This is a genomic window from Cupriavidus sp. SS-3 (assembly GCF_035818815.1).
Classification (GTDB): Bacteria; Pseudomonadota; Gammaproteobacteria; order Burkholderiales; family Burkholderiaceae; genus Cupriavidus; species Cupriavidus taiwanensis_C.
The window spans coordinates 121,199-147,450 of sequence record NZ_JAYLVT010000018.1 but is presented as its reverse complement, the minus strand read 5'-3'; the positions used below and the strand labels follow the sequence as shown (position 1 = coordinate 147,450).

The window sequence follows — 26,252 nt, the reverse complement described above, 5'->3', positions numbered from 1 at the left end:
CGCCATCCGCGCACAGAGGAGTGTTATCCATGCCTGACCCGAACCTCTCTTTCTTTGGCAGGCTCTCGCTTGCCATGGGCACGTTCTTCGCCATCCTGGGCGACCGCGACCTGGCTGCAGGCATCAAGCGCCTGCGCGCGGGCGAGGCCGCTGCGCCGGCGGCCCCGGTGAGCGCCCCCGCGCCCGCGCCGGTTGCTGAACCCGCGCCCGCGCTGAAGGAAGCCAGCCCGGTGGCCGCGCTGCAATTGCTCGGACTGCTGCAGCGCGATGCCCGCTTCGTCGACTTCGTCGAGGAAGACATCACGCGCTATGCCGACGCCGAGATCGGCGCCGCCGCGCGCCTGGTGCACGATGGCTGCCGCGCGGTGCTGCGCGAGCATTTCACCATCCGGCCGGTGCGCGAGGAAGCCGAGGGCAGCCGCGTCACGCTGGCCGACGGCTTCGATGCCAGCGCGATCCGCCTGACCGGCAACGTGGTGGGCAGCGCGCCGTTCCATGGCGCCATCAGCCATCGCGGCTGGAAGGTCGAAGACGTGCGCCTGCCGCGCCTGGCCGAGCGCCACGACGCCAGCGTGATCGCCCCCGCCGAGGTGGAGCTATGAGCGAGGCCCGCTATGCAATCGGCATCGACCTGGGCACCACCCACAGCGCGGTCTCTTACGTCGACCTGGCCGCCAGCGATGGCGAGAAGACCAGCCAGCGCGTGCTGCCGGTCACGCAGCTGACCGCGCCCGGCGCGGTCGAGGATCTCGACCTGCTGCCCTCGTTCCTGTACCTGCCGCACGAAAGCGAACTGGCGCCGGGCGACCTGAACCTGCCATGGAGCGCCACGCGCGACTTCGCGGTCGGCGAGATGGCGCGCAGCCGCGGCGCGGGCACGCCGATCCGGCTGGTGTCCAGCGCCAAGAGCTGGCTGTGCCATGCCGGCGTCGACCGCCGCGCGGCGATCCTGCCCGCCGACGCGCCGCCGGAGGTGCCGCGCGTGTCGCCGCTAGAGGCTTCGGTGCGCTACCTGACGCACCTGCGCGAAGCGTGGGACCAGGCCCATCCCGACGCGCCGTTCGGCGAGCAGGACATCACCGTGACGATCCCCGCGTCGTTCGATCCTGCCGCGCGCGAACTCACCGCCGAGGCCGCCGCGGCGGCCGGCTATGCCCGCATGACCCTGCTCGAGGAGCCGCAGGCCGCGCTCTACAGCTGGATCCAGAAAAGCGCCGGCCAATGGCGCAAGCAGGTCAAGGTGGGCGACATCATCCTGGTGGTGGATGTGGGCGGCGGCACCACCGACCTGTCGCTGATCGCGGTGATCGAGCGTGACGGCAACCTGGAACTGCATCGCATCGCGGTCGGCGACCATATCCTGCTGGGCGGCGACAACATGGACCTGGCGCTGGCGCACGTGGTCGCGCGCAAGCTGGCGGCGCAGGGCACGCAGGCCGACCCGTGGCAACTGCGCGCGCTGACCTACGCCTGCCGCGCCGCCAAGGAAACCCTGCTGACCGACCCGGCCACCGACAGCGTGCCGCTGGTCGTGCCCAGCCGCGGCGCGAAGCTGATCGGCGGCTCGATCCGCACCGAACTGACCCGCGCCGAACTGACCCAGACCATTCTCGAAGGGTTCTTCCCGCAAGTCGACGCCTCGGCGCGCCCCGTCACCCGGGCCCGTGCCGGCCTGACGCAGCTGGGCCTGCCCTACGCGCAGGACGCGGCCATCACGCGCCACCTGGCGGCGTTCCTGGGGCGGCAAGCAGGCGCGCTGGCCGAGATCGAAGGCCTGCAGGCCACGCAGCCGGAAGGCGCCAGCTTCCTGCGCCCCACCGCCGTGCTGTTCAACGGCGGCGTGTTCAAGTCGGGCCTGCTGGTCGAGCGCATCCTGCAGACGCTCAACGGCTGGCTCGCTGCCGAGGGCGCGGCCCCGGCGCGCCTGCTCGATGGTGCCGAACTGGACCTGGCGGTGGCGCGCGGCGCCGCCTATTACGGCTATGTGCGGCGCGGCAAGGGCGTGCGCATCCGCGGCGGCACCGCACGCGCCTACTACGTCGCGGTGGAATCGTCGATGCCCGCCGTGCCGGGCTTCGAGCCGCCGATCCAGGCGCTGTGCCTGGCGCCGTTCGGCATGGAAGAAGGCACCGAGGCCGAGCTGCCGCCGCAGGAGTTCGGCCTGGTGGTGGGGGAACCGGTGCATTTCCGCTTCTTCGGCTCATCCGTGCGGCGCCAGGACCAGGTCGGCACCCTGCTCGACTTCTGGGGGCCGGAGGAGCTGCAGGAACTGGAAGAAATCCAGGCGACGCTGCCCGCCGAAGGCCGCACCGCCGGCGAAGTGGTGCCGGTCAGGCTGCATGCGCGCGTGACCGAGGCCGGCACGCTGGAGCTCGAGGCGGTGCCGCGTGCCAGCGGCGAACGCTGGAAGGTGCAATTCGACGTGCGCGGCAACGCCGATGCCTGAAGCCGCGGCAGCGGCGATGAAGCAGTCGATGAAGCAATACATCGTCGGCATCGACCTTGGCACCAGCAACACGGTGGTGGCCTACGCCCGGGCCGGCTCCGACGATATCCGCGTGTTCGACATCGACCAGCTGGTCGCGCCGGGCGAGGTCGCGGCCCGCCCCCTGCTGCCGTCGGTGCGCTACCACGCGGCGTCGGGCGAGCTCAATGGCGATGACCTGCAGCTGCCCTGGCAATCGGCCGCCAGCGCAGCCGCGCGCCGCACCGTGTTCGGCCGCCTGGCGGCGACGCTGGGCGCGCAGGTGCCGGGCCGGCTGGTGGCCAGCGCCAAGAGCTGGCTGTCGCATGCCTCGGTCGACCGCACCGCGCCGATCCTGCCCTGGGGCGGCGAGGAGGATCTCGACAAGATTTCGCCGGTGGTCGCCAGCGCCAGCTATCTCGGCTATGTCTGCGCGGCCTGGAATCACCGCTTCCCCGAGGCGCCGCTCGAACAGCAGGACGTGGTGCTGACCGTGCCGGCCTCGTTCGACGAGGGCGCGCGCGCGCTGACGCTGGAAGCCGCGCGCCTGGCGGGCCTGCCCGCGCTGCGCCTGCTGGAAGAGCCGCAGGCCGCGCTCTACGACTGGCTGTTCCACCATCGCCACACGCTGGAGCAGGACCTCGCGCAAACCCGGCTGGTGCTGATCTGCGACGTCGGCGGCGGCACCACCGACCTCACCCTGATCCGCGTGGCGATGCAGGACGGGCAGCCGCAGCTGACCCGTATCGGCGTGGGCAACCACCTGATGCTCGGCGGCGACAACATGGACCTGGGGCTGGCGCATCAGGTCGAAGCGCGCCTGGGCAAGGCAGAGCCGGCGCAGCCGCGCCTGTCGGCCGCGAGCCTGTCGCAGCTGGTGGCGCGCTGCCGCGCCGCCAAGGAACAACTGCTGGGCGCGGACGCGCCCGATGCCGTCAACGTAACGCTGCTGGGCGCGGGTTCCCGGCTGGTCGGCGGCGCGCGCTCGGTACAGGTGACGCGGCAGGAAGTCGAGCAGCTGGTGGTCGATGGCTTTTTCCCCAACGTGCCGGCCAGCGAACGTCCCCGGCGCGCGCGCGGCGCCATCGTCGAGTTCGGCCTGCCCTATGCCGCCGATCCCGCCGTGACCCGCCACGTCGCCGCCTTCCTTGGCCAGCATGCCGCGCAGGCCCGTGCCGCGCTGGAGCTGGAGGGCGCGCCGGACGATATCCTGCCGGTGCCCGACACGCTGCTGCTCAACGGCGGCGTGTTCCGCGCGCAGGCGCTGGCCGACCGCATCGCCGACACGCTCGGCGGCTGGCGCGGCGCGCCGCTGCAGGTGCTGCACAACGCCGATCCCGACATTGCCGTGGCGCGCGGCGCGGTCGCGTATGCGCGCGCACGCGCCGGACAGGCGCCGCGCATCGGCGGCGGCTCGGCGCGCAGCTATTTCCTGGTGCTCGACGATGGCGCCACGGGCCAGCAAGGGATCTGCCTGCTGCCGCGCGGCACCGAGGAAGGCCACGAAATCCACCTCAGCGACCGCACCTTCGCCTTGCGGCTGGGGCACCCGGTGCAGTTCCACCTGGTGTCTTCGGTGGCCGAGACGCCCTACCGGGCCGGCGCGCTGACCGACCTGTCCGGCGGCGACTTCGTGCGCCTGCCGCCGATCGCCACCGTGGTGCCGACGCGCGGCGCCGGCGGCCCGCGCGAAACGCCGGTGCAGATCACCACGTCGCTGACCGAAGTCGGCACGCTCGAAGTCCACTGCATCAACACCGGCGATGCCGCGCAGCGCTGGCGCCTGGAGTTCCAGCTGCGCGGCAACGACGCCGCGGCGGCCGCGCCGGCGCCAACGGCCCACCCGTCTCTGCCGCAGGCTTTGGAGTTGATCGACCGCACCTTCGGCGCGCGTTCGCAGGAGGTCGGGCCGAAGGAGGTCAAGCGCCTGCGCGCGCAGCTGGAGCAGATCCTGGGCGCGCGCGAGCAGTGGGACAGCGCGCTGCTGCGCGAGCTGTTCGGCGCCTTGTGGGAACGCGCCAGGCGCCGCCGCCGCACGGCGGACCATGAGCGCCTGTGGCTTAACCTGGCGGGCTATTGCGTGCGCCCCGGCTTTGGCTACCCGCTCGACGAATGGCGCGTCGCGCAGCTGTGGTCGCAGTACGACCAGGGCATCCAGTACGTCAACGAAAGCCAGAACTGGTCGGAATGGTGGACGCTGTGGCGGCGCGCCGCCGGCGGGCTCGACGAAAGCGCGCAGCTGCGCCTGCTGGAAGACATGGCCTTCTACCTGCAGCCGCCGGGCAGCGCGCACTTCAAGAAGCCGGCCGGGCCCACCCGTGGCGGCTATGCCGACATGGTCCGGCTGGCCGGCTCGCTCGAGCGCCTGCCCGTCGACGCCAAGACCGAGCTGGCCGGCTGGCTGCTGACCCGGCTGCGCAAACCCTCCGAGAACAACCAGGGCTGGTGGGCGGTGGGCCGCATCGGCGCCCGCATGCCGTTCTACGGCAGCGCCCACAGCGTGGTGCCGGCCGACACCGCCGGCCAGTGGCTGGACGCCATCCTGGCGCTCGACTGGAAAAAGGTGGAGCCGGCCGCGTTCGCCGCGGTGCAGATCGCACGCCTGACCGGCGACCGCACCCGCGACCTGCCCGACGAGCTGCGCGCGAACGTGGTGCGCCGGCTGCAGGCCGCCAACGCGCCGCCGGGCTGGATCGCGATGGTGCGCGAGGTAGTCGAACTCGACGCCGCGGACGAGGGACGGGTCTTCGGCGAGGCGTTGCCGGCCGGACTCAAGCTGATCGCGGGCTAGCCCGCCCCGGGCGGCGAGCGCCCGCAAGCGCCTCGTTTGCCACTTGCCGGCGCCGGGGCAGGCGATGACCTACGATGACGGTAGGCTCCCCGGGGGTCCCATCGTGCAGCCGTTCACCCGCCATCCCTCTATCGTCTTGCTCGCCTTGCTCGCCGTTGCCGCCATGGCATCGGCCGGGCTGTGCCGCGCCGACGACGCACGGCAGAAGCAGCGCGCGGAGATGGTCAGCGAGATTGTGGCGATCGACGCCGGCGCCGGCGTGCCCAACCGCAGCCACGGCATCGCCCCGGGCGTGATGGCCGTGATGGGCCAGGTGCCCCGCCATGAGTTCGTGCCGGACCCGCAGAAGCCGCACGCCTACGAGAACCGGCCGCTGCCCATCGGCCATGGCCAGACCATTTCGCAGCCGTATATCGTGGCGCTGATGACCGATCTGCTGCGGGTCCGGCCGGGCGACAGCGTGCTCGAGATCGGCACTGGCTCCGGCTACCAGGCCGCGGTGCTGAGCCAGCTGGCGCGCGCGGTCTATACCATCGAGATCATCGAGCCGCTCGGGCGCCAGGCCTGCGAGCGCCTGCAGCGGCTGGCCTACCGGCAGGTGGCGTGCAAGGTGGGCGACGGCTACTACGGCTGGGACGAGCATGCCCCCTATGACGCCATCGTCGTCACCGCCGCGGCCAGCCACGTGCCGCCGCCGCTGATCCGGCAGCTCAAGCCGGGCGGGCGCATGGTGATCCCGGTGGGCGCGCAGTTCCTGACGCAGTACCTGCTGCTGGTGGAAAAGTCCCCGGACGGCAGCGTCAGCACCCGGCAGATCCTGCCGGTGCGCTTCGTGCCGCTGGTCGGCAAGCACTGAGGCGCGGGCACCCGGCGGGACACCCCAGGCGATGAACGCGATGCCACGCCCGCCGCTGTTTGCCCTGGCCCTGCTCTCCGCCGCCGCGCTGGGTTATGAAATCCTGCTGATGCGGCTGCTTTCGATCATCCTGTGGCATCACTTCGCCTACATGATGATCAGCGTGGCCCTGCTCGGCTACGGCGCCGCGGGGGCGCTGGTGGCACTGGCGCAGCCGGGGCTGGTGCGGCATTTCGTGCCGGTGTTTGCCGGCGGCGCGCTGCTGTTCGGCATCAGCGCCCTGGTCTGCTTCGAGCTGGCGCAGCGCGTCGGCTTCAACCCGCTGGAAATCCTGTGGGAACCCACCCAGCCGCTGCGCCTGGTGGCGATCTACCTGCTGCTGTTCGTGCCCTTCCTGTGCGCGGCCACCAGCGTGTGCCTGGCCTTTGCCCGCTTCCCGGTGCAGGTACCCCGGCTCTACAGCTTCGACATCCTCGGCGCCGGGCTGGGTAGCCTGGGCATCATCGCCGCGCTGTTCGTGCTGGCCCCCATCGACGCCCTGCGCCTGGTCAGCATGACGGGCATGGCGGCCGCGGCGCTGGCCTGCATGGAATGCCGCTGGCATCGCCCGTGGCTGCCGGCGCTGCTGCTGGCGGCGGCAGCCTTACCCGCGGCCATCCCGGGCAGCTGGATGACGTTGCGGCCGTCGGATTACAAGGAATTGAGCCAGCTGCTGCGCATCGGCGACGCGCGCGTGGTGGCGCAGCGCTCCAGTCCGCTGGGGCTGATCACGGTAGTCGAGAGTCCGGCGATTCCGCTGCGCCATGCGCCGGGGCTCAGCCTGAATGCCACCGCGGAACCGCCGCCGCAGCTTGCCGTGTTGGCCGACGGCGACGGCCTGAGCGCGCTCAACCGCTACGACGGCCGGCGCGAGCCGCTGGCCTACCTGGGCGACCTGACCTCGGCGCTGCCGTATCACCTGCTGCAGGCGCCGCCGCGCGTGCTGGTGCTGGGCAGCGGTGCCGGCGCCGACGTGCTGCAGGCGCTCTACCACGGCGCCAGCGCGGTCGATGCGGTCGAGCTGAACCCGCAGGTGATCGGGCTGGTGCAGGACCGCTTCGGCGCGTTCTCGGGCAAGCCGTACAGCGCGGCGGGCGTGCAGGTGCATGTCGGCGAGGCGCGCGGCTTCCTGGCCGCCAGCCGGCAGCGCTACGACCTGATCCAGGTGGCGCTGCTGGATTCCTTCAGCACCTCGTCGGCGGGCCTGTATGCGCTCTCCGAAAGCTACCTCTATACCGTGGAAGCGTTCGAGGCCTACCTGCGCCACCTGCGGCCCGGCGGCCTGCTGGCGATCACGCGCTGGGTCTCGCTGCCGCCGCGCGATATCCCGAAACTGTTCGCCACCGCCGTGGCGGCGATGGCGCGCGCGGGCGTGTCCGATCCGTCGCGCCGGCTGGTGCTGCTGCGCGGCTGGAAGACGGCCACGCTGGTGGTCAAGCACGGCGACTTCCAGCCCGCGGAAATCGGCGCATTGCTCGACTTCGGGCGTATGCGCTCGTTCGACGTCGAATACCATCCCGGCATCCGGCCCGGCGCGGCCAACCGCTACAACGTGCTCGACCAGCCAGACTTCTACGCCGCCGCGCAGGCGCTGCTCGGCCCCGAGCGCGAGCGCTTCCTGGCGCGCTACAAGTTCGACGTGCGGCCCGCCACCGACGACCGGCCCTACTTCTTCCACTTCTTCAAATGGCGCACGCTGCCGGAGCTGATCTCGCTGAAGGCGCAGGGCGGGCTGCCCTTGCTGGACTGGGGCTATCCGGTGCTGGTGGCAACGCTGCTGCAGGCCACGGCCGCGGCGCTGTTGCTGATCGGCGTGCCGCTGCGCGTGCTGCGGCGGCGCGCGCCAGCGTCATCGGTGCCGCTGGTGCCAGTAGCGCGCACTGGCTTCTACTTTGTCGCGGTCGGCCTTGGCTTCATGTTCGTCGAGATCGCCTTTATCCAGAAATTCATCCTGTTCCTGAGCCATCCGCTCTATGCCGTGGCGGTGGTGCTGTGCGCGTTCCTGTGCTTTGCCGGGCTGGGCAGCCGCTTTGCCCCGCGCCTGCCGGCGCGCGCCGGGCCCGGGCGCGGCCGGCGCCAGGTGGCGCTGGCGATCGGCGGCGTGTGTGCCGTGGCGCTGCTCTACCTGGTGGCGCTGCCTGATGTGTTCCCGCGGCTGATTGCCTGGCCGGATCCCGCCCGGGTCGCCGTTGCGGTGGCACTGATCGCGCCGCTGGGCTTCCTGATGGGGATGCCGTTCCCGCTCGGGCTGTCCGGGCTCGCGGCCCGCGACGACACACTGGTGCCGTGGGCCTGGGGCATCAACGCCTGCGCCTCGGTGGTGGCGGCGGTGCTGGCCACGCTGCTGGCGATCCACGCCGGCTTTACCGTGGTGGTGCTGGTGGCGCTGCTGATGTACGCCACCGCCGCGCTGGCGTGCCCCTGAGACTTGCGTGGTGCTGCCGGGCCCGCGACCCTCAGCCCGCGGCCGCGTTGCCCTGAACCACGTGCAATGCCGGCTGGCTCGGCAGGCGCGGCACGAAGCGGTGGCGGTCGATCTCGCCGCCGCGCGCAACCAGGATGGTGCCCTCGGGAATCTCCTCCCACACGCCCTGCACGTCGATCAGCGGCTCCGACAGGACCAGGAAGGCATCGTCGCCCGCCGCGGCGATGCGCGGGTCGTCCGGATAGAGCTCGCGCAACTGCCGGAACGAGGTGCTGTGGAACAGCGAGCGCGAGTTGGTCTCGCTCGAATAGCGCACCGCGACGATCTGCCGGCCGTCGGTCACGCAGACCGTCATGTTGAGCGGGAATTGCACGTCGTGGCGAAGGCCGACATCCTCGATCAGGCCGGCCATCTGTTCCAGCGCGCCGACCGGATCGCGCTCCAGGCCAAAGGTCAGCGCCAGGAAGAACATCACCTCGGAATCGGTCGAGCCCTCGATCCAGCGGAACAGGTGCGGCGCCACCGCCATCATCAGGTCGCGCCGCACCAGCGGATAGTCGCGGATCAGGCCGTTGTGGACGAACAGCCAGCGGCCAAAGCGGAACGGATGGCAGTTGGTTTCCTGCGTCGGCGTGCCGGTGGCGGCGCGCACGTGCGCCACGAACATCGGCGCGCGCACCGCCCTGGCGGTCTCGCGCAGGTTGGTGTCGCTCCACGCCGGATGCAGGCAGCGGTAGCGGAACGGCACCTCGGCATGGCGCCCGTACCAGCCAACGCCAAAGCCGTCGCCGTTGGTGGTGGTATGGCCCAGCCGGGAATTCAGGCTCTGGTCGATCAGCGAGTGTTCCGGCTGGAACAGCACCGTTTCCAATGCAACGGATCTGCCCGAGTACGCCAGCCAGCGGCACATATTGCTCCTCCTTGTCCTTTGCGGGTGCGGCGCGGTGCCCTCCGCCCCACCCATCAGTTGTAGGACGGCGCGGCGCGAACGGCAAAGAAATGGTCTGTCAGGCACCCGCCGGCGCCCGGCCAGCCGGACTCAGGTGAAGCGGTAGGCCAGCGAAATGATGATCGGCCCCAATACCGGCAGCATCACGTTGGCAATGGCATAGGTGATGGTGTAGCCCAGCAGCGGCACCGAACTCTGGCTGGCGGCCAGGATCGCGCTGATCGCCGGGGTGCTGACATGCTGCCCGGCAATCGCGCCGACCAGCAGCGGGCCTTCGATCCTGAGCAGCTTGTGCCCGATCCACAACGACAGGCACGCGGGAACCAGCGACACCGCCAGCCCGATCAGCGGCAGCACCGCGCCGTGCTCGCGGATCAGCGCGATCGCATCCGGCCCGGCCGACAGCCCGACGCAGGCGACGAACACCGCCAGCCCCAGGTCCTTCAGGATCTGCACCGCCGACGCCGGAAAGGTGCCGAGCGATGGCTTGCGCGACTGGGCCCAGCCGAACACCAGCCCGCTCAGCAGCGCCCCGCCGCCGCTGCCCAGCGAGATGTGCATGCCGCCCAGGCTCAGGCTCAGCGTGCCCACCAGCAGGCCGGCCAGGATGCCCACGCACAGGAACACCAGGTCGGTGACCTCGGAGGCCTTGGCCTCCACCCCGATGCCGGCGATGGCCTCGGACAGGGAAGGCTCCAGGCCGACGATCGTGATCACGTCGCCCAGCTGCAGCGGCGTCGAGCGCGTGATCGGCAGCGACAGGCCCGAGCGCCGCACTTCCAGCACCCAGACCTCGCGTAGCCGCCGCGGGCCGGCGAGGCGCGCCAGCTCGCCAAGGGTCTTGCCGTTGACGCGGCGCTTGTTCACCACCACCCGCTTCTCCACCAGCTGGATGGCATCGGTGTGCGCCTCGGGCAGCAGCACTTCCGGGCCGATCAGCGCGGCGGCCTTCAGCAGGTTGCTGCGGATGCCGACCAGGGCCAGGATATCGCCGGCCTGCACGGCGTCGTCATCGCCCAGCTCGATGCCGGCCCCGCCGCGCAGCACCTTGACCACCGACGCCCGACCGCCGACCTGGTGCTGCAGCTGGCTCACCGTCATGCCGGCGGCCTGGTGCACCGAGTAGGCGCGCCCGATCAGCCGCGGCAGCGCCGGCTGGGTGGCCACGTCGTCGTCGGACGCGGCCTCCATGCGCGCCGCGACCTCGCGCGCGGCCTGGCGCAGGTCGATGCCCAGCAGCGCCGGCGCGATCTGGCTGGTGAAGAACACGATGCTGATCAGCCCGACCAAGTAGGTCAGCGTATAGGCGGTGGCGATATTGGCCTCGTAGCGGCCCACGGTGGCGGCATCCAGGCCGAGGTGCTTGAGCGCTTCGGCGGCGGTGCCCACCACCGCCGACTCGGTCGCGGCGCCGGCGGCCAGCCCGGCGGCGGTGCCCGGATCGAAGCCCAGCCAGGCCGCCGCGGCGAGCGCGATCGCCAGCACCACCACCGCCTCCACCACCGGCAGCACCATATAGCGCAGGCTCGAGCGGTTCAGGTTGGCAAAGAACTGCGGCCCGCCGGAATAGCCCATGGCAAAGATGAACAGCGCGAAGGCCATGTCCTTCAGTTCGCCATGCATCTGGCAGCCGGTCTGCCCCATGAACAGCGCGACGATCAGCGTGCCGCACACGCCTCCCAGCTGGATCGGTCCCACCCGCGCCTTGCCGACGAAGTATCCAAGTCCGACGGTGATGAACAGCACCAGCAACGGGTTGGCGGCAAGGAAATCAACGGTACAGGTCATGGGGGCGCGGGTTGGGTTCGTGGTAGCGGCTGGATCAGGGCGGGATCAGGGATTGAGCGGTGGCAGCGCCGGCGCGGCGTGGCGCCGGCGCTGCGGGGCGGGCCTGGCGTGGCGGCCCAGTGCTTGCGCGAGCGGGTTGCCGTCCCAGGCGGACGGGACCGGCACCGCCCCGTAGAGATGGCGCTGCAGGCCGGTGACGGCGTCGGCCAGCGCGGCATCGCCGGCGGCTTCGGCCCAGGCCGCGGGCGTGGTGCCATGCGCTGCGCGGGTCCAGTCGCCCAGCGCCTGGCTGGCGGCGGCCGCATCGCCCGCGCGGCAGGCCCGCAGCGTGGCCGCCAGCCGCGCCTCGGCGCCCCCGGCGCGGGCGCGGCGGCGCTCGGCGCGGCGTTGCCGCAGGCGCGCCAGGCGCGGCCGCAGCCGCCGCCACAGCAGCGCCAGCAAGGCGACGCCGAGCAGCGCGACCGCGCCCCACAGCAGCGTGCGCCACGGCAGGCCGCCCGCGCCCGGCAGCGCGCCGGCCGACGGCCCGCCCGGCGCCAGCGCCCCGGCGTTGCGCGCGGCGGCCACCTCGACCTTTACCGCCGGCGCTTCGGAGCTGGTCGGCCGGCGCGTGGCGGGATCGACCCAGTCCACTGTGACCGCGGGCAGCGTATAGGTGCCGGGTCGCTCGAACACGTAGGTCAGCGTATCGATGCGCGTGCCGCCCGGCTCCGGCGCCGCCTGGGCCTGGTCGCCTTGGGCCTGGTCGGACAGCCGCGCGTCCGCGCGGAACATGCGCACGCCGCGCGGCGACGCGGCATGCGGCGGCACGATCATCATCGCCTGGGTCTGCGGCGCAAAGGTGGTGACGGTGCGCACCAGCGCATCGCCCGCATGCAGCCGGACCACGCCGTGGTCGGGGTTGTGGTCCAGCGTCTGCGTCACGCTGAGCCGCGCCACCGGCAGCAAGCGCCGGCCGGCGGTGGCGCCCGCCGCCGCGGTGCCGGTGCCGCCCGTGCCGACCCGGATCGTGGTGAGCGGCAAGGTGACGCTGCCCTCGCGCGGCGCGCCGTCGTCGCCGGCGTAGGTCACGCGGATGGTCGCGGCCGGTAGCCGGAAGTCGCCATCCTGCTCGGCAGTGAAGGCATAGGTCTTGCGAATGCCCGCATAGGCCACGCCGTCGATGGTCTCGGTGGAATTCACGGCGCGCGCATCGGGCAAGGTGACCACCGCGCCCGGCACCGCAAGCGGCGGGAACTCGGGTGCCGACAGGAAATAGTTGGGCGCGAGGATGGTGACGTCGATGCCCACCTGCTGGCCCACCAGCACCGGCTGGTGCGCGCCCACGTCGACACGCACGATGGGCCCGGCCGGTCCGGCAGCGGCCCGCGCCAGCCAGGGCCACAGCCACGCCGCCAGCAGCAGCACCAGCAGCGCGGCGCGCCGCAGCCACGCGCGAGGCCGGATGGCGTGGCGCCTCATCGCGCGCCCTGCGCCGGCGCCGCCTGTCCGTGCTGCAGCGCGAACTTGCGCTGCAGCAGGTCGGTCGGCGTGGTCTGGATCGCGCGCATCCACATCTCGGCGTCCTGCGTCAGTACCACCTGCAGCGACTTGCCGCCCGGTGCCGACGGCTTCGCGGCGTCGTACTTGACCTGGTCCGGCGGCAGGTCGGGTGGTTCTTCGCCGTCGTCGGGGTCCGGCTTGTCCTTCGGCAGCTGCTGCGCCAGCAGTTTTTCCATCAGCGCCAGGTTGGCGCTTGCCTCTGGCCATTGCGGCTGGCGCTTCAGCGCCTGGCGGTAGCGCGCGGCGGCCTGCCGGTACTGGCCCTGCCGCGCCAGCGCATTGCCCTGGTTGTAGTCGGCCTGTGCGGAATCGACCCGCGCGAAGCTCTGCACCGCCTGCGCGTACTGGCCGGCGCGATACTGGGCGATGCCCCGCCACATCGGATCGTCGAACAGCGTCGCGGCGCGCGCAAAATCGCCCTGCTCGAAGGCGCGCCGGCCTTGCTGGTCGTGGGTCAGCCACAGGTCGACGAAGCGCCATGGGCGTACCTCACTGGCTTGCGTGGCTGGCGCGGATGACTGCGCCTGCGCCTCGGGCGGCGCGGCAAGCGCCAACGCCAGCGCCAGCAGCAGGCCCGCGTTCCAGCGCACGGTCCAGCCCTTGCGGAACCATAGCATCGCCAGCAGCGCGAGCGGCGGCACCAGCCACCAGCCTTCATCCTTCCAGCGGGTGCGGTCGCCGGCCTGCATCTGTTCGAGATGCGACTGCACGTGGCGCTGCACCCAGGCCACGTCGTCGTCGCTGTCCGGCGTGAAGGTCGCCACCGGCACGCCGCTGTCATCGCCGAAGCGCTCCAGCGCTTTCACATCGAGCCGCGCAAACACCCGCGCGCCGTCCTGCTCGACAAAGCCGCCGGCGGCATCGCGCAGCGGCCCGCCCTGCGCGGTGCCCAGCGCCAGCACCACCGGCTGGCTGCGGCCGCTGCCGGCCTGGGCGCGGAACGCCGCCGCGGCGGCCGGGTCGACGCCGTCGGTCAGGAACAGGATGGTGCCCGGCACCGGCTCACGCTTCAGGTCGGCGTCGATCACGCGCAGCGCCTGCGCCATGTCGCGCCCGGGCACCGGCATGATGCGGGTCTGCAGCGCATCGGCGAAGGTCTGCAGCAGGCTGGCGTCGTCGGTCAGCGGCAACACCAGGTGGGTCGAGCCGGCATAGGCGTAGATGGCGGTGCGGCCGCCGTCGCGGCGCGCCAGGAGCGCCTTGACCTTGAGCTTGGCGCGCTCCAGCCGCGTGGGCGTGACGTCGACCGCGTCCATGCTCGGCGACAGGTCCACGGCGATCGCCAGCGGCGCCTTGTCGTCGAGGAACGGCGGGCGTTCCTGGCGCCAGCTCGGGCCCGCCAGCGCCACCGTGCCCAGCGCCAGCAGCAGCGCGGTCAGGTGCACCGGGCGCAGCGCCAGGCGGCGGCGCTCGCCGAGCATCAGCGCGTCGAGCAGGTGCGGCGCGATGGTGTCGCGCCAGCGCCGCCGCACGTCGCCGCGGCGCCGCACCGCCCACACCAGCAGCGCGGCCGGCAGCAGCCCCAGCAGCCACCACGGGCGCAGGAAATGGAAGTGGGCGAGCGGCTCGAGCCAGGCCGGCATCAGCGCCCGCTCCCGGCGGCATCCGCCATCGCGCCCGGCGGGTCCACCGCTTCCGTCGCTTCCGTCGCTTCCGTCGCTTCCACCACGCCGGCTCGGGGTGGCCTGGGCCGCGCGACCCACGCCGAATAGCCGAACATCAGCAGCTGGTACGCCAGCACCAGCGCCAGCGCCGCGCCCAGCGGCCACATGAACAGCTCGCGCCGCGGCCGCCAGGACAACGTCTTCTGCTCATGCGGCGTGATCCGGTCGAGGGTCGCGTAGATGCTCTCCAGGCTGGCCTGGTCGGCGCCGAAGAAATAGCGCCCGCCGGTCTGCGCCGCCAGCCGCTGCAGCACGTCGAGATCGACCTTCTCTTCGCCCGCGGCGTTGGGGTCGCCGATGCCGATGGTATGCACCACCACCTTGCGTTCGCGCGCGATGCCGCCGGCGCGCTCGGGCGGCATCCGGCTGGCGGTGTCGTTGCCGTCGGTCAGCACGATCATCACGCGCTCCGGCGCTTCGCTGTGCCCGAACAGCTTGATGCCGAGGCCGATGGCATCGCCCAGCGCCGTGCTCGGTCCGGCCATGCCGGGCAGCAGGTCGGCCAGCAGCGCCTGCACCAGCTGGTGGTCCAGGGTAAACGGCGCCAGCGGGTACGGCGCATCGCCGAACACCACCAGGCCGATGCGGTCGCCCGGGCGCCGCGCCACGAAATTGCCGACCACCTGCCGCACCGCCTGCACGCGCGGGATCAGCGCGCCGGACGGATCGCGGAAGTCGCGCGTGTCCATCGACTGCGACAGGTCCAGCGCCAGCAGCAGGTCGCGCGCGGGCTGCACCTTCTGCACCGGCGCCTCGAGGTACTGCGGCCGCGCCAGCGCCGTCACCACCAGCACCCACGCCAGCGGCGCCAGCACCCATTGCAGCCGGTTGCGGCGCGGCACCACGGCGCCGGCCGCCGGCGTCAGCCCGGCGGCACTGGCGACCTCGCCAAAGAACGGCAGCCGCACCGACCGGCTTTCCTCGCGGTACGGCGGCAGCCACCACCACAGCAGCAAGGGCAGCGGCAGCAGCGCGAACAGCCACGGATATTCAAACTGGTACATGGTGCTCCGCAATCCAGCGCCGGCATGCCGCGGCCACGGCGCGCACCTCGGCGTCCGGCCATTGCGCCAGCGCGGCGTCGCCACGGTACTCGGCGTCTTGCACCAGGGCCGCCAGCTGCGGTGCGACATCCCCGGCCCGACCCGCATGCGCCCGCAGGAATTCGGCCCAGCCGCCGCCGGCCAGGCTGGCCACCTGCGCGCGCGGCCACGCCGCCAGCGCGGTGCGCTTGAGCAGCGCCGCCATCGCGCGCAAGGCCGCGGCGCGGTGTGCGGGGTCCGGGTCCTGCGGCAGCGCCGCCAGTTCCGCCAGCGCCTCGCGCCGGTAGCGGTTGGCGCGATAGCGCCGCCAGCCGCGCCAGCCGGCCCAGGCCAGCACCAGCAGCAGCACGCCGCCGGCGATCGGCCAGCCGATGGTCTGCGGCATCCACGACGGCGGCGGCGGCACGGCGAGGTCGGCCAGCGTTGCCAGGGTCGCCGGGGCGGCGCTGTGCGTGAGGCTCATCGCGCCGCCCCCGCGCGTTGCCGCACCGGTGCCTGCTGCAGCGGCCGGCCCAGCAGCCGGCGCAACTGCGGCGCGGTCTCCTCGGCGGCTGACAGCGGCAGCAGCGGCACGCCCATGGCATGGTGCCAGTCCAGCAGTGCCCTGGCGCGGGCATCGGCAAACTCGGCGATGCCGCGCCGCGTGGCGGCGTGGCCGAAGCCCAGCTCGACCTGCAGCTCGCCGTCGCTGACCACCAGCTGCCCCGAGCCCGGCAGCGCGCCCAGGAACGGGTCGTGGACCAGGATGGTCAGCACATCGTTGTGCGTTGCCAGCGCCAGCATCAGGTCGCGGGTGCGGGTGTCATGGCCGTCGAAATCGCTGACCACGATCACCAGGCAGTCGTGGCGCGCCATGCGCGCGGTGCGCTCCAGCGCCGCGTTGAGCTGCCCGGCGGCGCGGCGCGCCGGCGCGTCGGCGCGCAGGGCCTGGTTGAAGCGAGCGATGCCGCCCAGCAGCTGCTGCACCGCGTCGCGGCTGCGGCGCGGCGCGAACGCTTCGATGCGCTCGTCGCCCAGCACCACGCCGCCGACGCGGTCGCCTTCGGCGAGCACGCGCCACGCGGCCAGCGCCGCTGCTTCGGCTGCGCTGACCGATTTCATCGCGCGCCGGCTGCCGAAGAACATGTTGATGCGCTGGTCCACCACCAGCAGCACCGGCCGGTCCTTTTCCTCGGTGTAGACGCGCACATGGGGCCGGCCGGTGCGCGCGGTCACGCGCCAGTCCATGCTGCGGATATCGTCGCCGGGCAGGTAGAGGCGCAATTCCTCGAAGGTCAGCCCGCGCCCGCGCACGCGCGAGGCATGGCGCCCGGCCAGCACGCTGTGCACCGGCTGGCGCGGCAGGAAATGGAAGTCGCGCGCGGCCACCTCGAGCCGGGCCAGCGCCGCGGCATCCACGCTGACTCCGGCCAGCGCCTGTGAAGACGGCGCGTGCGCCGCCGCCGGGGCGGCGCGGGCGATGGCGCGGAATGGCAGGCGCATGAAAGGCGGCCCTCGCGCTGGTTCAGGCCACCGCCACTTGCTGCACCAGGCGCTCGATCACGGCATCGGCGCCGACGCCGGCGGCATGCGCCTCGTACGACAGGATCAGCCGGTGGCGAAACACATCGCCGACCACGGCCTGCACGTCCTCGGGCGTGACGAAGTCGCGCCCGTGCAGCCACGCATGCGCGCGCGCCACCTTGTCCAGCCCGATCGAGCCGCGCGGGCTCACGCCCACCTGGATCCACTTGTCGAGATCGTCGTCGACAAGCTTGGGCGCGCGCGTGGCCTGCACCAGCGCGACGATGTAGCGCTCCACCGCCTCGCTGACATGGATGTCATGGATGGCCGCACGCGCGGCGAAGATGGCCTCGGGCGCGAGCCGCACCGGAGCGCTCGCGCCAGCCGCCGCGCCGCCCGCCTCTTCCGCGCGCGCCAGCCTGACGATGTCGGCCTCGGCCTGCGCTTCGGGATAGCCCACGCTGACATGCATCAGGAAGCGGTCCATCTGCGCCTCGGGCAGCGCGTAGGTGCCCTCCTGTTCGATCGGGTTCTGCGTCGCCATCACCAGGAACAGCGACTCGAGCTTGTGGGTGGTGCCGCCGACGGTGACCTGGCGCTCTTCCATCGCCTCCAGCAGCGCCGCCTGGACCTTGGCCGGCGAGCGGTTGACCTCGTCGGCCAGCACCAGGTTGGCGAACACCGGGCCGGCCTGGAAGCGGAACTCGCCCTTGCCGCCTTCGGTGAAGTAGATTTCCGAGCCGGTGATGTCGGCCGGCAGCAGGTCAGGCGTGAACTGGATCCGCGACAGCCGCGCATCGAGGTTGCGCGCCAGCATCTTGATGGCGCGCGTCTTGGCCAGCCCCGGCAGGCCTTCGACCAACAGGTGGCCGTCCGCCAGCAGGCCCAGCAGCAGGCGCTCGATCATGCGCTGCTGGCCCACGATCGATTCGCCCATGCGCTGCTGCAGGGCCAGGACGTCGTCGCGTGTGCTCATGGGGCGTTCCTTGGGGTGTTCTCGGATGCGGCCGGGGCACGGCGGGCCTGCCCGCCGACGAACCATGCGTAGTAGGGATTGTCGGGATCGGCGCGCATGGCCTGCGTGATATGGCTGGCCCACGCCTCGCGGTCGCCGCGGTAGGCGTCGAGGCCGGCGCGGTAGAACGTGTGCAGGATCTCGCGCTCGTGGCGCAGCTCGCGCCAGAAGGCATCGTCGGCGCCCGCCAGCGGCGGTTCGCTTTGCAGGGACAGCAGCCTGGACAACGATTCCGGGAAGGCGTCGGGGCGGACCCAGCCGGCATACTCGATGCGCGGGCGGTCGTCGGTCACGGCCGGCGCATCGGCCGCATACCAGTCCAGCCCGGCGCGGTCGGTGACCCAGGTGGCCAGCAGCGCCGCCGCCGAGCGCACCCCCACCGCCTGCAGCGCCGCGGCGACATCCGGCTGCGCAAAGCGCGCGCGGACCTGCGCCACATCCAGCGCCAGCGGCGACATCGAACCCACCAGCAGCATCTCGTGCAGCTCGGTGGTCCACAGCGTGGCGTGCGGGAACACATCGAGGAAGCTTCGCACCAGCATGCGCGTATCGGCGTCGTTCTGCGTCGGCAGCGGCAGCCACTGCGCCACCAGGCCGCCGGGCTGCAGCCGCGTGGCAGCGAGCCGGTAGAAGTCGGTCGAATACAGGTTGGCCACGCCGGCAGCCGATGGCGGCGGCGGCTCCAGCGTGACCAGGTCGTACTGCTGCGGGCTCTGCAGCAGTTCGCGCCGGCCGTCGCGCAGGCGGATCTCCACGCGCGGGTCGGTGGCGACGCCGAAATTGCCCTTGAAGCTGGGCACCGCGCGCGCGACCGGCGGCAGCAACTCCGCCACCACGCGCCGCTCCAGCCCCGGCCACGCCAGCGTCGCGCCCGCCGTGATGCCGGTGCCGAGCCCGATCACCAGCGCCGACTTCGGCGCGCCGTTGTGCACGATCAACGGCAGCAGCGCCTGCAGCCGCATATAGCGCTGCGAGGTCATGGCATCGCCGGAATTGGACACGCCCTGGATATAGAGGCGCCGGAAGCGATTGGTGGCGGAGCTCTGCTCGACCACCGCCACGGTGGCGCCGCGCCCTTCCTCGTAGAACACCAGTTCGCCGCCGCGCGCCCGCGCCAGCAGCGTGGCGAGGCGGTCCGGCGGCGCCAGCGCGGCGGCGATCACTGCCAGCACGCCCAGCATCGGCACCGCCCAGCGCGCCGCGGGCCGCACGCCGCTGCCCAGCGCCACCGCCACCACGCCGACCACCGCCGCCGCGACCGCCAGCAGCGCCAGCGTACGCACCAGCCCCAGGTACGGCACCAGCACAAAGCCGGCCAGCGCCGTGCCGGCGATGCCGCCGAGCGTGTTGAGGGCGATCACGCTGCCCACGCCCGCGCCGATACGCCGGCTGTCGACACTGACACGCAACACGAACGGGAACGCCGCCCCAAGCAGCAGCGTCGGCACGAACACCACCGTCAGCGCCGCCAGCGCAAAGCGCGCGCAGGCCGCCAGCAGCGGGCTCGCGCTCAGGCCCTGCACCCATGCCGACACGCTGCCCTGTGCGCGCATCAGCCATTCGCCCAGCAGCACGAATTCCAGCAAGGCCACCAGCCCGGCCGCCGCCACCAGCAGCCCGAAGGCACCCCACGGGTCGCGCACGCGGTCGGCATGGCGCGCGGCCAGCGCGCTGCCGATGGCCAGCCCGGCCAGGTAGGTGGCCAGCACCACGGTGAAGGCGAAGGTGCGCGTGCTGAGGAACTGCACGATGGCCTGCGACCAGACCACCTCGTAGCCCAGCGCGATGCCGCCGGCGGCGGCATACAGCAGCAGCGCGAGCCGGCCGCTGGCGACATCGCCGGCGGCAGCGGCAGGTTGCGCTGCGTGGGCGCTGGCGGGAGCGCAGGGACTCGTTGCCCGCCGCGCCAGCAGCCAGGCACACAGCGCCGCGACGCCGTTGAGCATGCCCGCCGCGATGGCGCTGCCGAGGATGCCAAGCCCGGGCACCAGCACAAAGCCAGCCAGCAGCGTGCCGGCGATGGCGCCGGCGGTGTTGGCGGCGTAGAGCCGGCCACCGTGCGTGCCAACGCGGCCCGGGCGCGAGCCCAGCACGCGCATCAGCACCGGCAGCGTGCCGCCCATCGCGGCCGCCGGCAGGATCACCAGCACGAACGGCAACGCCCACGCCAGCAGGCCCACCCGGCTTTCCAGCCAGGCAAACGGCGCGGCGGCCTGCGCCAGGGCCAGCGTCGCGCCGACGCCCAGCACCAGCACCGCGAGTTCCAGCCAGGCATACAGCCGCAGCGGATGGCCATGGCGATCGGCGCTGCGGCCGAAGACCCAGCCGCCCAGTGCCAGGCCGCCGAAGAACGCGCTCACGGCGGTGGTGACGGCGTGTACCTCGACACCCACCACCAGCGCGAGCTGCCTGATCCACAGCACCTGGAACACCAGTCCCGCGGTGCCCGAGGCAAAAAGCAGCAGGGCAGGCACCAGCGCGGCGTCATGCCACGCCTGCCCGTCCTGCCCCGCCTGCGCGGCGGCCCGGGCGCCCTGCCCGTTGGTGGCCGCCGCATACCGCACCTTATCCTTGCCGGAGCCTGCGCCGGCGCGCGCTTCTACCATGGTGCGATCCCTGTGGAATGGGCCAGCCGGCCTTTGCAGTGGAAGCCGGCTGGCCGGTCACGCCGGAGGCTACTTGCCGCCGGCCGCGCCCCTGTCGATCGACGACATCACCGCCTCGGTCATCTGGTCGATGGTGAAGCTCGCCGGCCGCTGGCTGGGCGGGTAGTCCTTGAACGACTGCAGGAACGGTGCCACCCGCGACGACGCATAACTGATCATGTAGGCGTTCTTCGCGGTCCAGTCGTAGTACTGGTCGGAAACCGAATCGGCCCGCTCATAGGGGTCCATGCGCAGGTTGAACGCCTTGGGCACGCGCAGGCAGGTGAACGGGTTGGCCCAGACCTGGAAGCCGCCCGGCTGGCGCTGCTCGCAGAACACGAACTTCCAGTCGTTGTGGCGCATCGCCACCAGCTGGCCGTCATCGTTGAAGTAGAAGAAGTCCTGGCGCGGCCCGGTGTTGGTCTGTCCGGTCAGGTATGGCAGGAAGTTGTAGCCGTCCAGATGCACCTTGAACGATTTGCCGCTGATGCTGGTGCCCTTGAGCAGGCGCTCCTTGATATCGGCATCGCCGGCCGCGGCCAGCAGCGTCGGGAACCAGTCGAGCCCGGAGATCATCGTGGTGGATACCGTGTTGGGCTTGATCCGGCCCGGCCAGCGAATGATCGCCGGCACCCGGAACGCGCCTTCCCAGTTGGTGTCCTTCTCGCTGCGGAACGGCGTGGTCGCGGCATCCGGCCAGCTGAACTGGTTGGGGCCGTTGTCGGTGCTGTAGATTACGATGGTGTTGTCGGCGATCTTCAGGTCGTCGAGCGCCTTGAGCAGCTTGCCGACGTGGCCGTCGTGCTCGATCATGCCGTCGGCGTACTCGTTGCCCGGCATGCCGCTCTGCCCCCGCATCGACTCGCGCACGTGGGTGAACACGTGCATGCGGGTGGTATTCATCCACACGAAGAACGGCTTGTCGGCCTTCACCTGCTTGTCCATGAAGCCGATCGCCGCCGCCGTGGTCTCGTCGTCGATGGTCTCCATGCGCTTGCGGTTCAGCGGCCCGGTGTCCTGGACCTTGCCGTCGGCGAACGAGTGGATCACGCCGCGCGGCGCGTTGGCCTTGACCCAGGCCTCGTCGTTTTTCGGGTAGTACGGGCGCTCCGGTTCCTCTTCCGCGTTCAGGTGATAGAGGTTGCCGAAGAACTCGTCGAAGCCGTGCGCGGTGGGCAGGTACTCGTTGCGGTCGCCCAGGTGGTTCTTGCCGAACTGGCCGGTGGCATAGCCCAGCGGCTTGAGCGCCTGCGCAATGGTCACGTTCTGCGCCTGCAGCCCGACCGGCGCGCCCGGGATGCCGACCTTCAGCAGGCCCGTGCGCAGCCCGACTTCACCGGTGATGAAGGTGGAGCGGCCGGCGGTGCAGCTGTTCTCGCCGTAGTAGTCGGTGAACAGCATGCCCTCCTGGGCAATGCGGTCGATGTTCGGGGTGCGGTAACCCACCACGCCATGGCTGTAGGCGCTGATGTTGGTCTGGCCGATGTCGTCGCCAAAGATCACCAGGATGTTAGGCTTCTTGCCGGAGGCGGCCGGTGCCGCCAGCGCGGGCGCGGAGGCCGCGGCAACCGGGGCGCTGGTCGCCACCGGCGGATTCTCGCGGGCCGGTACCGGTGCGGCCGCGCCCGGTGCCGGCGTGGCGGCAGGCGCCTGCGCCGCCGGCTGCTGCGCCTTGGGCGGGGTCTCCTTCTTGTCGCAGCCGGTCACGGCGACCACCACGGCGGCCACGGCCAGCATCGCCAGCCTGGAACTCCGCCCTCTGACTATGCGTTCTTCAACTCTGTGCATGTCCCGCCTCCGTTCATTGACCCGTTACGGTCGGTTTGCTGCTGGTTTGCTGCTGATACGTGTGGTCATGGCTTGCCGGCCGGATAGACCTGCTGCCAGTCCCGCTTCATGCTGACCACCGTCCAGCCCCTGGCGCGGGCCGCGTCCAGGGCCTTGTCGAGCTTGCCCACCTTGGACTGGCGGTCATAGGCGAACTCGCGCTCGGCATCGTCGTGATGCACCAGCATGGCCAGGCGCGGGCCGTCGCCGCCCGTGGCGTACTCCAGCATCTGCAGGTCGCCGTCGGAGTTGCCCACGGCAAGGATGGGCCGGCGGCCGATATGGCGGTAGATGCCGACCGGCTTGCCCGGCCCGTCATCGATGAAGTCCAGCTTGGGGTCGCGCACCAGCACCGGCTTGCCGTCGCGCACCTGGTAGCGCACCGCCTGCGAGGAGCCGATCACTTGTTCGGGCGGAACGCCGTAGATGGCCTGGCTCCACGGCCGCATGAAGTCGATGGTGCCGCCCGAGACGATGTAGGTCTTGAAGCCGTGGGCACGCAGGTAGGACAGCAGTTCCAGCTGCGGCTGGTACACCAGTTCGGTGTAAGGCCGGTTGAACTTGGGGTGCCGCGCTTTTGCCAGCCAGTCGCGGATGGTGCGGTCGTATTCGTCCACGGTCATGCCGCTGTTGGCCTCGGCGATCAGGCCAAGCAACTGCTTTTCGTTGCGCATCAGGCCCTGCATGTCATTGGCCATCAGCGCCTTGAACGCGGGGTTATTGCGCCATTCCGGGTGCTGCGGCGCTGCCGCCCGCACCTGGTCGAGCAGGAAGAAGAACTGGAAGTACAGCGGCTGCTCGCTCCACAGCGTGCCGTCGTTGTCGAACACGGCCACGCGTTCCTCGGGCGGCACGAAGCCGGGCGAGCCGGGCCGCGTCACGTCGGCGACGAATTTCAGCAGCGCCTGGCGGGCCGCACCGTCGCGCCACGACGGCAGCGCCGCTGCCGCGGCCTGCACCGACGGCGCGGCCGCATCCTGCGCCGCCGGCGCGGTGGCGGAGGTCGAGCAGCCGGCCAGCGCCAGGCCGGCCAGCGCCAGCGCGGCGATGGCCTTGCGCGTGTGGCTGGCAAGGATTGCGGGAGGCGCTGCCATGGTCATGTTGCTCGCTCCTGTAGCGTGTTGCCCTGCTGGAAAGAAACCTGGTTCGCGCGCGGCGTTAGCGCGCTGCCGGCTTGGCCGACCCGGCCATCGCCACCGGCGGCCGCCGCTGCATTTCGGCCCAGCGGCTTTCGTCCATCACCAGGCGGAAGCCGAGGTGCGACATGCTGTTGAAGGGATCGGTGCCGCGCCGTGCGCTGGGGCGGTAGCTCAGGCAGAAATCCTCGTTGCACAGGAACGAACCGCCGCGCGTGACGCGCTTGGGCGCGTTGACCGGCACCCCCGGTTCGGACGGATCCCACGATGCCAGCGGGCCCACCGGGTTGTCGATCGGCTGCGCCTTGCCGGCCTCGCGCCGGAACTGGTCGGCGCGGTACCAGTCCGCGACCCACTGCCAGGCATTGCCGGTCATGTCGGCAAGGCCGTAGCCATTGGGCGGAAAGGTGCCGACCGGGCTGGTGCCCAGCGCCCCGCCGGCCTTGGGACTGACCACGGGGAACGGCTGGTTCTGCTGTCCCTGCCAGACATTGGCCATCTGCCTGCCATCGGGGGCAAACTGCTCGCCCCAGGCATAGGTCGCCTGCTCGAGCCCGCCGCGCGCGGCGAATTCCCATTCCGCCTCGGTCGGCAGCCGCTTGCCGGCCCACTTGGCATAGGCCTGTGCGTCTTCGTACGAAACCTGCACCACCGGGTGGTTGTCCTTGCCCTCGATCGAGCTGCCGGGGCCGGTCGGATGGCGCCAGTCGGCGCCGGGCACATAGCGCCACCAGCGCGAGTAGTCCTGCAGCGGCACCGGGCGCGGCGTGCCGACGAAGACCATGCCGCCCGCGACCATGGCGCTGTCGGGCGGGCGCGGCGTGCCGGGCGGCAGCTGCACGCGCAGGGTTTCCCAGTCGGGCGCGCGCTCGGCGGTGGTGACATAACCGGTGGCTTCGACGAACTTGCGGAATTGCGCGTTGGTGACGTGGTGCTGGTCCATCCAGAACCCATGCACGCTCACCTTGTGCGCCGGCTTTTCATTGGGCTGCGCCATCTTGCTGTCGCTGCCCATCAGGAAGTCGCCGCCCGGCACGCGCACCATGCCGGCGGGGCCGTTCCTGCCATCGCCGATGACAATCGCGGGCGTGGCTGGCATCCGTCCCTTCAGATACCAGTAGCTGCCGCCAAGGCCGGCCGCGAGCCCGACGCCGAGCAGGCTCGCCAGCAGCCACGCCCGCCTGCCGCCGCGCCGTGCGGGCGCCAGGGCCGCGGGGCCAGCACCGGGATTGCCGCTATCACGTGGTCCGCTCATTCCTATTGTCTCTGTATGCAAAACACTGCGCCGATCAGCGAAAACAATGATCTCAGATGGGTTCGGCAATCAGAAGTCAGCTTTTTATGATTTCAGGCAGCAGTGAATTAAGTTTTTTTCGCATTCCGCTGGCGCCTCAGCGCCAGGCGCTGCCTACCTGGATATAGAACGCGTTCTGGCCCTTGCTGTGCGCCACATCGAGGCCGATCGACACCCCCAGCTTGCGCGCGATCATGTAGCGAAAGCCCGCGCCGACGCTGTAGATGGTCGAGGCATCGGAAAAATCGTGCCAGCGCCCATAGGCCTTGCCGACGCCGGTAAAGCCCAGCAGCGACCAGCGCGGGGTCACGTCCCAGCGCAATTCCATTTCCGCCGCGAGCGCATTGCGGTCCTGGTAGCGCCCCTTCTGCACCCCGCGCAAGTCGACGTAGGGCTGCGCGTAGAACGGGACCTCGCCGCTGGAAAAGCGCGTATCGGCGCGCAGGCCGAGGATCACGGTGCGCGCCAGCGGCAGCCAGGTAAAGCCGCGCGCGTTGTACATGTTGAACGACTGGGTACTGCCGAAGCCGCCGCGCGCGAACTGCGCCTCGAGTTCGGCATAGCTGCCGCGGCTGGGGTAGAAGATGTTGTCGCGCGAGTCGTAGTCGACCACCAGGCCGGCCTTGCCGATGCGCTGGGTCTGGTCGAAGCTGCCGAGCTCGCCGGCATCGCCAAACCTGAAGGTCGCGGTCGAATCGAAATACACATAGCGCGGGCCCGCGTACCAGCGCGTGTCGGCGATGCGCACCAGCAGCTGCTGCACCAGGAACACCCCGCGCAGCGCATAGGCACGCGGCTGGTTGCGCAAGCCGTAGTAGTCGAGGTTGGCGTCGACCTTGGCCAGCGCGCCGAGATAGCGATAGCGGTCTCCGTCCCAGGTGTGGAAATGCGCGACGCCGGCGCCCCAGGTGCCATTCTCGGTATACGCGCCGCCGATGCCGGTGATGTTGGGCGGCGCCGGACCCTTGCCGCTGGCCCTGGCGCTGGCGGCCGCGTCGGCCATCGATTGCGAGAAGAACATCAGCCCGAGGCCCGCGCCATAGCCGACCGCCGGCTCGGTGATGATGGTGGGCACGGGCAGCGCGCCGCTGTGGTTGAGCAGGAAGTCGCTCAGGTCCAGCGCGCCGTCGTCCGGGTCGAAGAACGACAGCGGCTTCTTTGCGCCAGGCGCGTCGGCCTGCGCCCATGCGCCGCCGCACCAGCACACGGCCAGTGCGCCCATCAGCACGGCAAGGCGTTTTGTCATGGCGGGATGAATCATCGGCAAGCAT

At 71.4% G+C, this 26,252-nt stretch carries 18 protein-coding genes; 5 read left to right on the top strand and 13 right to left on the bottom strand.

What is annotated here, in order from left to right; all coding sequences use genetic code 11:
- The first annotated feature begins 29 nt into the window (after nt 1-29).
- The 5 genes from U9J39_RS23515 (at nt 30) to U9J39_RS23495 (ending at nt 8,575) form a co-directional block, all read left to right on the top strand.
- Complete coding sequence (locus U9J39_RS23515; RefSeq protein WP_116312567.1) at nt 30-602, top strand: DUF2760 domain-containing protein; 573 nt, start codon at nt 30-32, stop codon at nt 600-602.
- Nucleotides 599-2,446, top strand: a complete 1,848-nt coding sequence (locus tag U9J39_RS23510) for an Hsp70 family protein (RefSeq protein ID WP_326348212.1) — start codon at nt 599-601, stop codon at nt 2,444-2,446. Before U9J39_RS23515 ends, U9J39_RS23510 begins: the two co-directional genes overlap by 4 nt.
- Nucleotides 2,447-2,474: 28 nt before the next feature.
- Nucleotides 2,475-5,255, top strand: a complete 2,781-nt coding sequence (locus U9J39_RS23505; RefSeq protein WP_326348219.1) for an Hsp70 family protein — start codon at nt 2,475-2,477, stop codon at nt 5,253-5,255.
- Between the two features lie 163 nt (nt 5,256-5,418).
- A complete protein-coding gene (locus U9J39_RS23500; protein ID WP_373429538.1) occupies nt 5,419-6,111 on the top strand; it encodes a protein-L-isoaspartate(D-aspartate) O-methyltransferase in 693 nt (230 codons plus the stop codon).
- Between the two features lie 40 nt (nt 6,112-6,151).
- Nucleotides 6,152-8,575, top strand: coding sequence for an SAM-dependent methyltransferase (locus U9J39_RS23495; RefSeq protein ID WP_326348210.1), 2,424 nt, complete (start codon nt 6,152-6,154; stop codon nt 8,573-8,575).
- Between the two features lie 31 nt (nt 8,576-8,606).
- Here the strand turns inward: U9J39_RS23495 and U9J39_RS23490 are convergent, their stop codons facing one another.
- The 13 genes from U9J39_RS23490 to U9J39_RS23430 all read right to left on the bottom strand — a co-directional run bounded on the left by U9J39_RS23490 (nt 8,607) and on the right by U9J39_RS23430 (nt 26,227).
- The gene (locus U9J39_RS23490; RefSeq protein WP_115680231.1) at nt 8,607-9,485 is read right to left on the bottom strand and encodes a class II glutamine amidotransferase; all 879 of its coding nucleotides are present in this window, start codon (nt 9,483-9,485) and stop codon (nt 8,607-8,609) included.
- A 129-nt stretch (nt 9,486-9,614) separates the two neighbouring features.
- Nucleotides 9,615-11,312: an aspartate-alanine antiporter gene (gene aspT, locus U9J39_RS23485; protein WP_115709474.1), complete on the bottom strand. Its 1,698-nt coding sequence runs from the start codon at nt 11,310-11,312 to the stop codon at nt 9,615-9,617.
- A gap of 45 nt (nt 11,313-11,357) precedes the next feature.
- Nucleotides 11,358-12,773 carry a BatD family protein gene (locus U9J39_RS23480; protein WP_326348209.1) on the bottom strand — a complete coding sequence of 472 codons (1,416 nt, stop codon included), beginning with the start codon at nt 12,771-12,773 and terminating at the stop codon, nt 11,358-11,360.
- Nucleotides 12,770-14,437 (bottom strand): VWA domain-containing protein, encoded by a 1,668-nt coding sequence (locus U9J39_RS23475; protein WP_326348208.1) that lies wholly within the window; start codon nt 14,435-14,437, stop codon nt 12,770-12,772. The genes U9J39_RS23480 and U9J39_RS23475 overlap by 4 nt, the downstream gene beginning before the upstream one ends.
- Nucleotides 14,437-15,522 (bottom strand): vWA domain-containing protein, encoded by a 1,086-nt coding sequence (locus U9J39_RS23470; protein ID WP_326348207.1) that lies wholly within the window; start codon nt 15,520-15,522, stop codon nt 14,437-14,439. Before U9J39_RS23470 ends, U9J39_RS23475 begins: the two co-directional genes overlap by 1 nt.
- The gene (locus U9J39_RS23465; protein ID WP_115709466.1) at nt 15,509-16,024 is read right to left on the bottom strand and encodes a DUF4381 domain-containing protein; all 516 of its coding nucleotides are present in this window, start codon (nt 16,022-16,024) and stop codon (nt 15,509-15,511) included. The genes U9J39_RS23470 and U9J39_RS23465 overlap by 14 nt, the downstream gene beginning before the upstream one ends.
- The gene (locus tag U9J39_RS23460) at nt 16,021-17,043 is read right to left on the bottom strand and encodes a DUF58 domain-containing protein (protein WP_115709464.1); all 1,023 of its coding nucleotides are present in this window, start codon (nt 17,041-17,043) and stop codon (nt 16,021-16,023) included. Before U9J39_RS23460 ends, U9J39_RS23465 begins: the two co-directional genes overlap by 4 nt.
- A gap of 22 nt (nt 17,044-17,065) precedes the next feature.
- Nucleotides 17,066-18,040, bottom strand: coding sequence for an AAA family ATPase (locus U9J39_RS23455; RefSeq protein ID WP_326348206.1), 975 nt, complete (start codon nt 18,038-18,040; stop codon nt 17,066-17,068).
- On the bottom strand, nt 18,037-20,685 hold the full coding sequence (locus U9J39_RS23450) for a fused MFS/spermidine synthase (protein ID WP_326348205.1): 2,649 nt from the start codon (nt 20,683-20,685) through the stop codon (nt 18,037-18,039). The genes U9J39_RS23455 and U9J39_RS23450 overlap by 4 nt, the downstream gene beginning before the upstream one ends.
- 69 nt (nt 20,686-20,754) lie before the next feature.
- Nucleotides 20,755-22,512, bottom strand: a complete 1,758-nt coding sequence (locus tag U9J39_RS23445) for an arylsulfatase (protein WP_116312558.1) — start codon at nt 22,510-22,512, stop codon at nt 20,755-20,757.
- A 65-nt stretch (nt 22,513-22,577) separates the two neighbouring features.
- Complete coding sequence (locus tag U9J39_RS23440) at nt 22,578-23,651, bottom strand: HAD family hydrolase (RefSeq protein WP_326348204.1); 1,074 nt, start codon at nt 23,649-23,651, stop codon at nt 22,578-22,580.
- Nucleotides 23,652-23,709: 58 nt separating this feature from the next.
- Nucleotides 23,710-24,942 carry a formylglycine-generating enzyme family protein gene (locus U9J39_RS23435; RefSeq protein WP_326348203.1) on the bottom strand — a complete coding sequence of 411 codons (1,233 nt, stop codon included), beginning with the start codon at nt 24,940-24,942 and terminating at the stop codon, nt 23,710-23,712.
- A gap of 136 nt (nt 24,943-25,078) precedes the next feature.
- Entirely contained in the window at nt 25,079-26,227 is a 1,149-nt protein-coding gene (locus U9J39_RS23430) for a BamA/TamA family outer membrane protein (protein ID WP_115709452.1), read from the bottom strand.
- Between the last annotated feature and the right edge of the window lie 25 nt (nt 26,228-26,252).

What these genes read in the sequence shown, in the direction of transcription:
- U9J39_RS23430 (WP_115709452.1), bottom strand. Translation starts at nt 26,227, where the DNA reads ATGACAAAACGCCTTGCCGTGCTGATGGGCGCACTGGCCGTGTGCTGG.
- U9J39_RS23515 (WP_116312567.1), top strand. Translation starts at nt 30, where the DNA reads ATGCCTGACCCGAACCTCTCTTTCTTTGGCAGGCTCTCGCTTGCCATG.
- U9J39_RS23440 (WP_326348204.1), bottom strand. Translation starts at nt 23,651, where the DNA reads ATGACCATGGCAGCGCCTCCCGCAATCCTTGCCAGCCACACGCGCAAG.
- U9J39_RS23470 (WP_326348207.1), bottom strand. Translation starts at nt 15,522, where the DNA reads ATGTACCAGTTTGAATATCCGTGGCTGTTCGCGCTGCTGCCGCTGCCC.
- aspT (WP_115709474.1), bottom strand. Translation starts at nt 11,312, where the DNA reads ATGACCTGTACCGTTGATTTCCTTGCCGCCAACCCGTTGCTGGTGCTG.
- U9J39_RS23465 (WP_115709466.1), bottom strand. Translation starts at nt 16,024, where the DNA reads ATGAGCCTCACGCACAGCGCCGCCCCGGCGACCCTGGCAACGCTGGCC.
- U9J39_RS23460 (WP_115709464.1), bottom strand. Translation starts at nt 17,043, where the DNA reads ATGCGCCTGCCATTCCGCGCCATCGCCCGCGCCGCCCCGGCGGCGGCG.
- U9J39_RS23500 (WP_373429538.1), top strand. Translation starts at nt 5,419, where the DNA reads ATGGCATCGGCCGGGCTGTGCCGCGCCGACGACGCACGGCAGAAGCAG.
- U9J39_RS23510 (WP_326348212.1), top strand. Translation starts at nt 599, where the DNA reads ATGAGCGAGGCCCGCTATGCAATCGGCATCGACCTGGGCACCACCCAC.
- U9J39_RS23480 (WP_326348209.1), bottom strand. Translation starts at nt 12,773, where the DNA reads ATGAGGCGCCACGCCATCCGGCCTCGCGCGTGGCTGCGGCGCGCCGCG.
- U9J39_RS23450 (WP_326348205.1), bottom strand. Translation starts at nt 20,685, where the DNA reads ATGGTAGAAGCGCGCGCCGGCGCAGGCTCCGGCAAGGATAAGGTGCGG.
- U9J39_RS23455 (WP_326348206.1), bottom strand. Translation starts at nt 18,040, where the DNA reads ATGAGCACACGCGACGACGTCCTGGCCCTGCAGCAGCGCATGGGCGAA.
- U9J39_RS23475 (WP_326348208.1), bottom strand. Translation starts at nt 14,437, where the DNA reads ATGCCGGCCTGGCTCGAGCCGCTCGCCCACTTCCATTTCCTGCGCCCG.
- U9J39_RS23445 (WP_116312558.1), bottom strand. Translation starts at nt 22,512, where the DNA reads ATGCACAGAGTTGAAGAACGCATAGTCAGAGGGCGGAGTTCCAGGCTG.
- U9J39_RS23505 (WP_326348219.1), top strand. Translation starts at nt 2,475, where the DNA reads ATGAAGCAATACATCGTCGGCATCGACCTTGGCACCAGCAACACGGTG.
- U9J39_RS23435 (WP_326348203.1), bottom strand. Translation starts at nt 24,942, where the DNA reads ATGAGCGGACCACGTGATAGCGGCAATCCCGGTGCTGGCCCCGCGGCC.
- U9J39_RS23490 (WP_115680231.1), bottom strand. Translation starts at nt 9,485, where the DNA reads ATGTGCCGCTGGCTGGCGTACTCGGGCAGATCCGTTGCATTGGAAACG.
- U9J39_RS23495 (WP_326348210.1), top strand. Translation starts at nt 6,152, where the DNA reads ATGCCACGCCCGCCGCTGTTTGCCCTGGCCCTGCTCTCCGCCGCCGCG.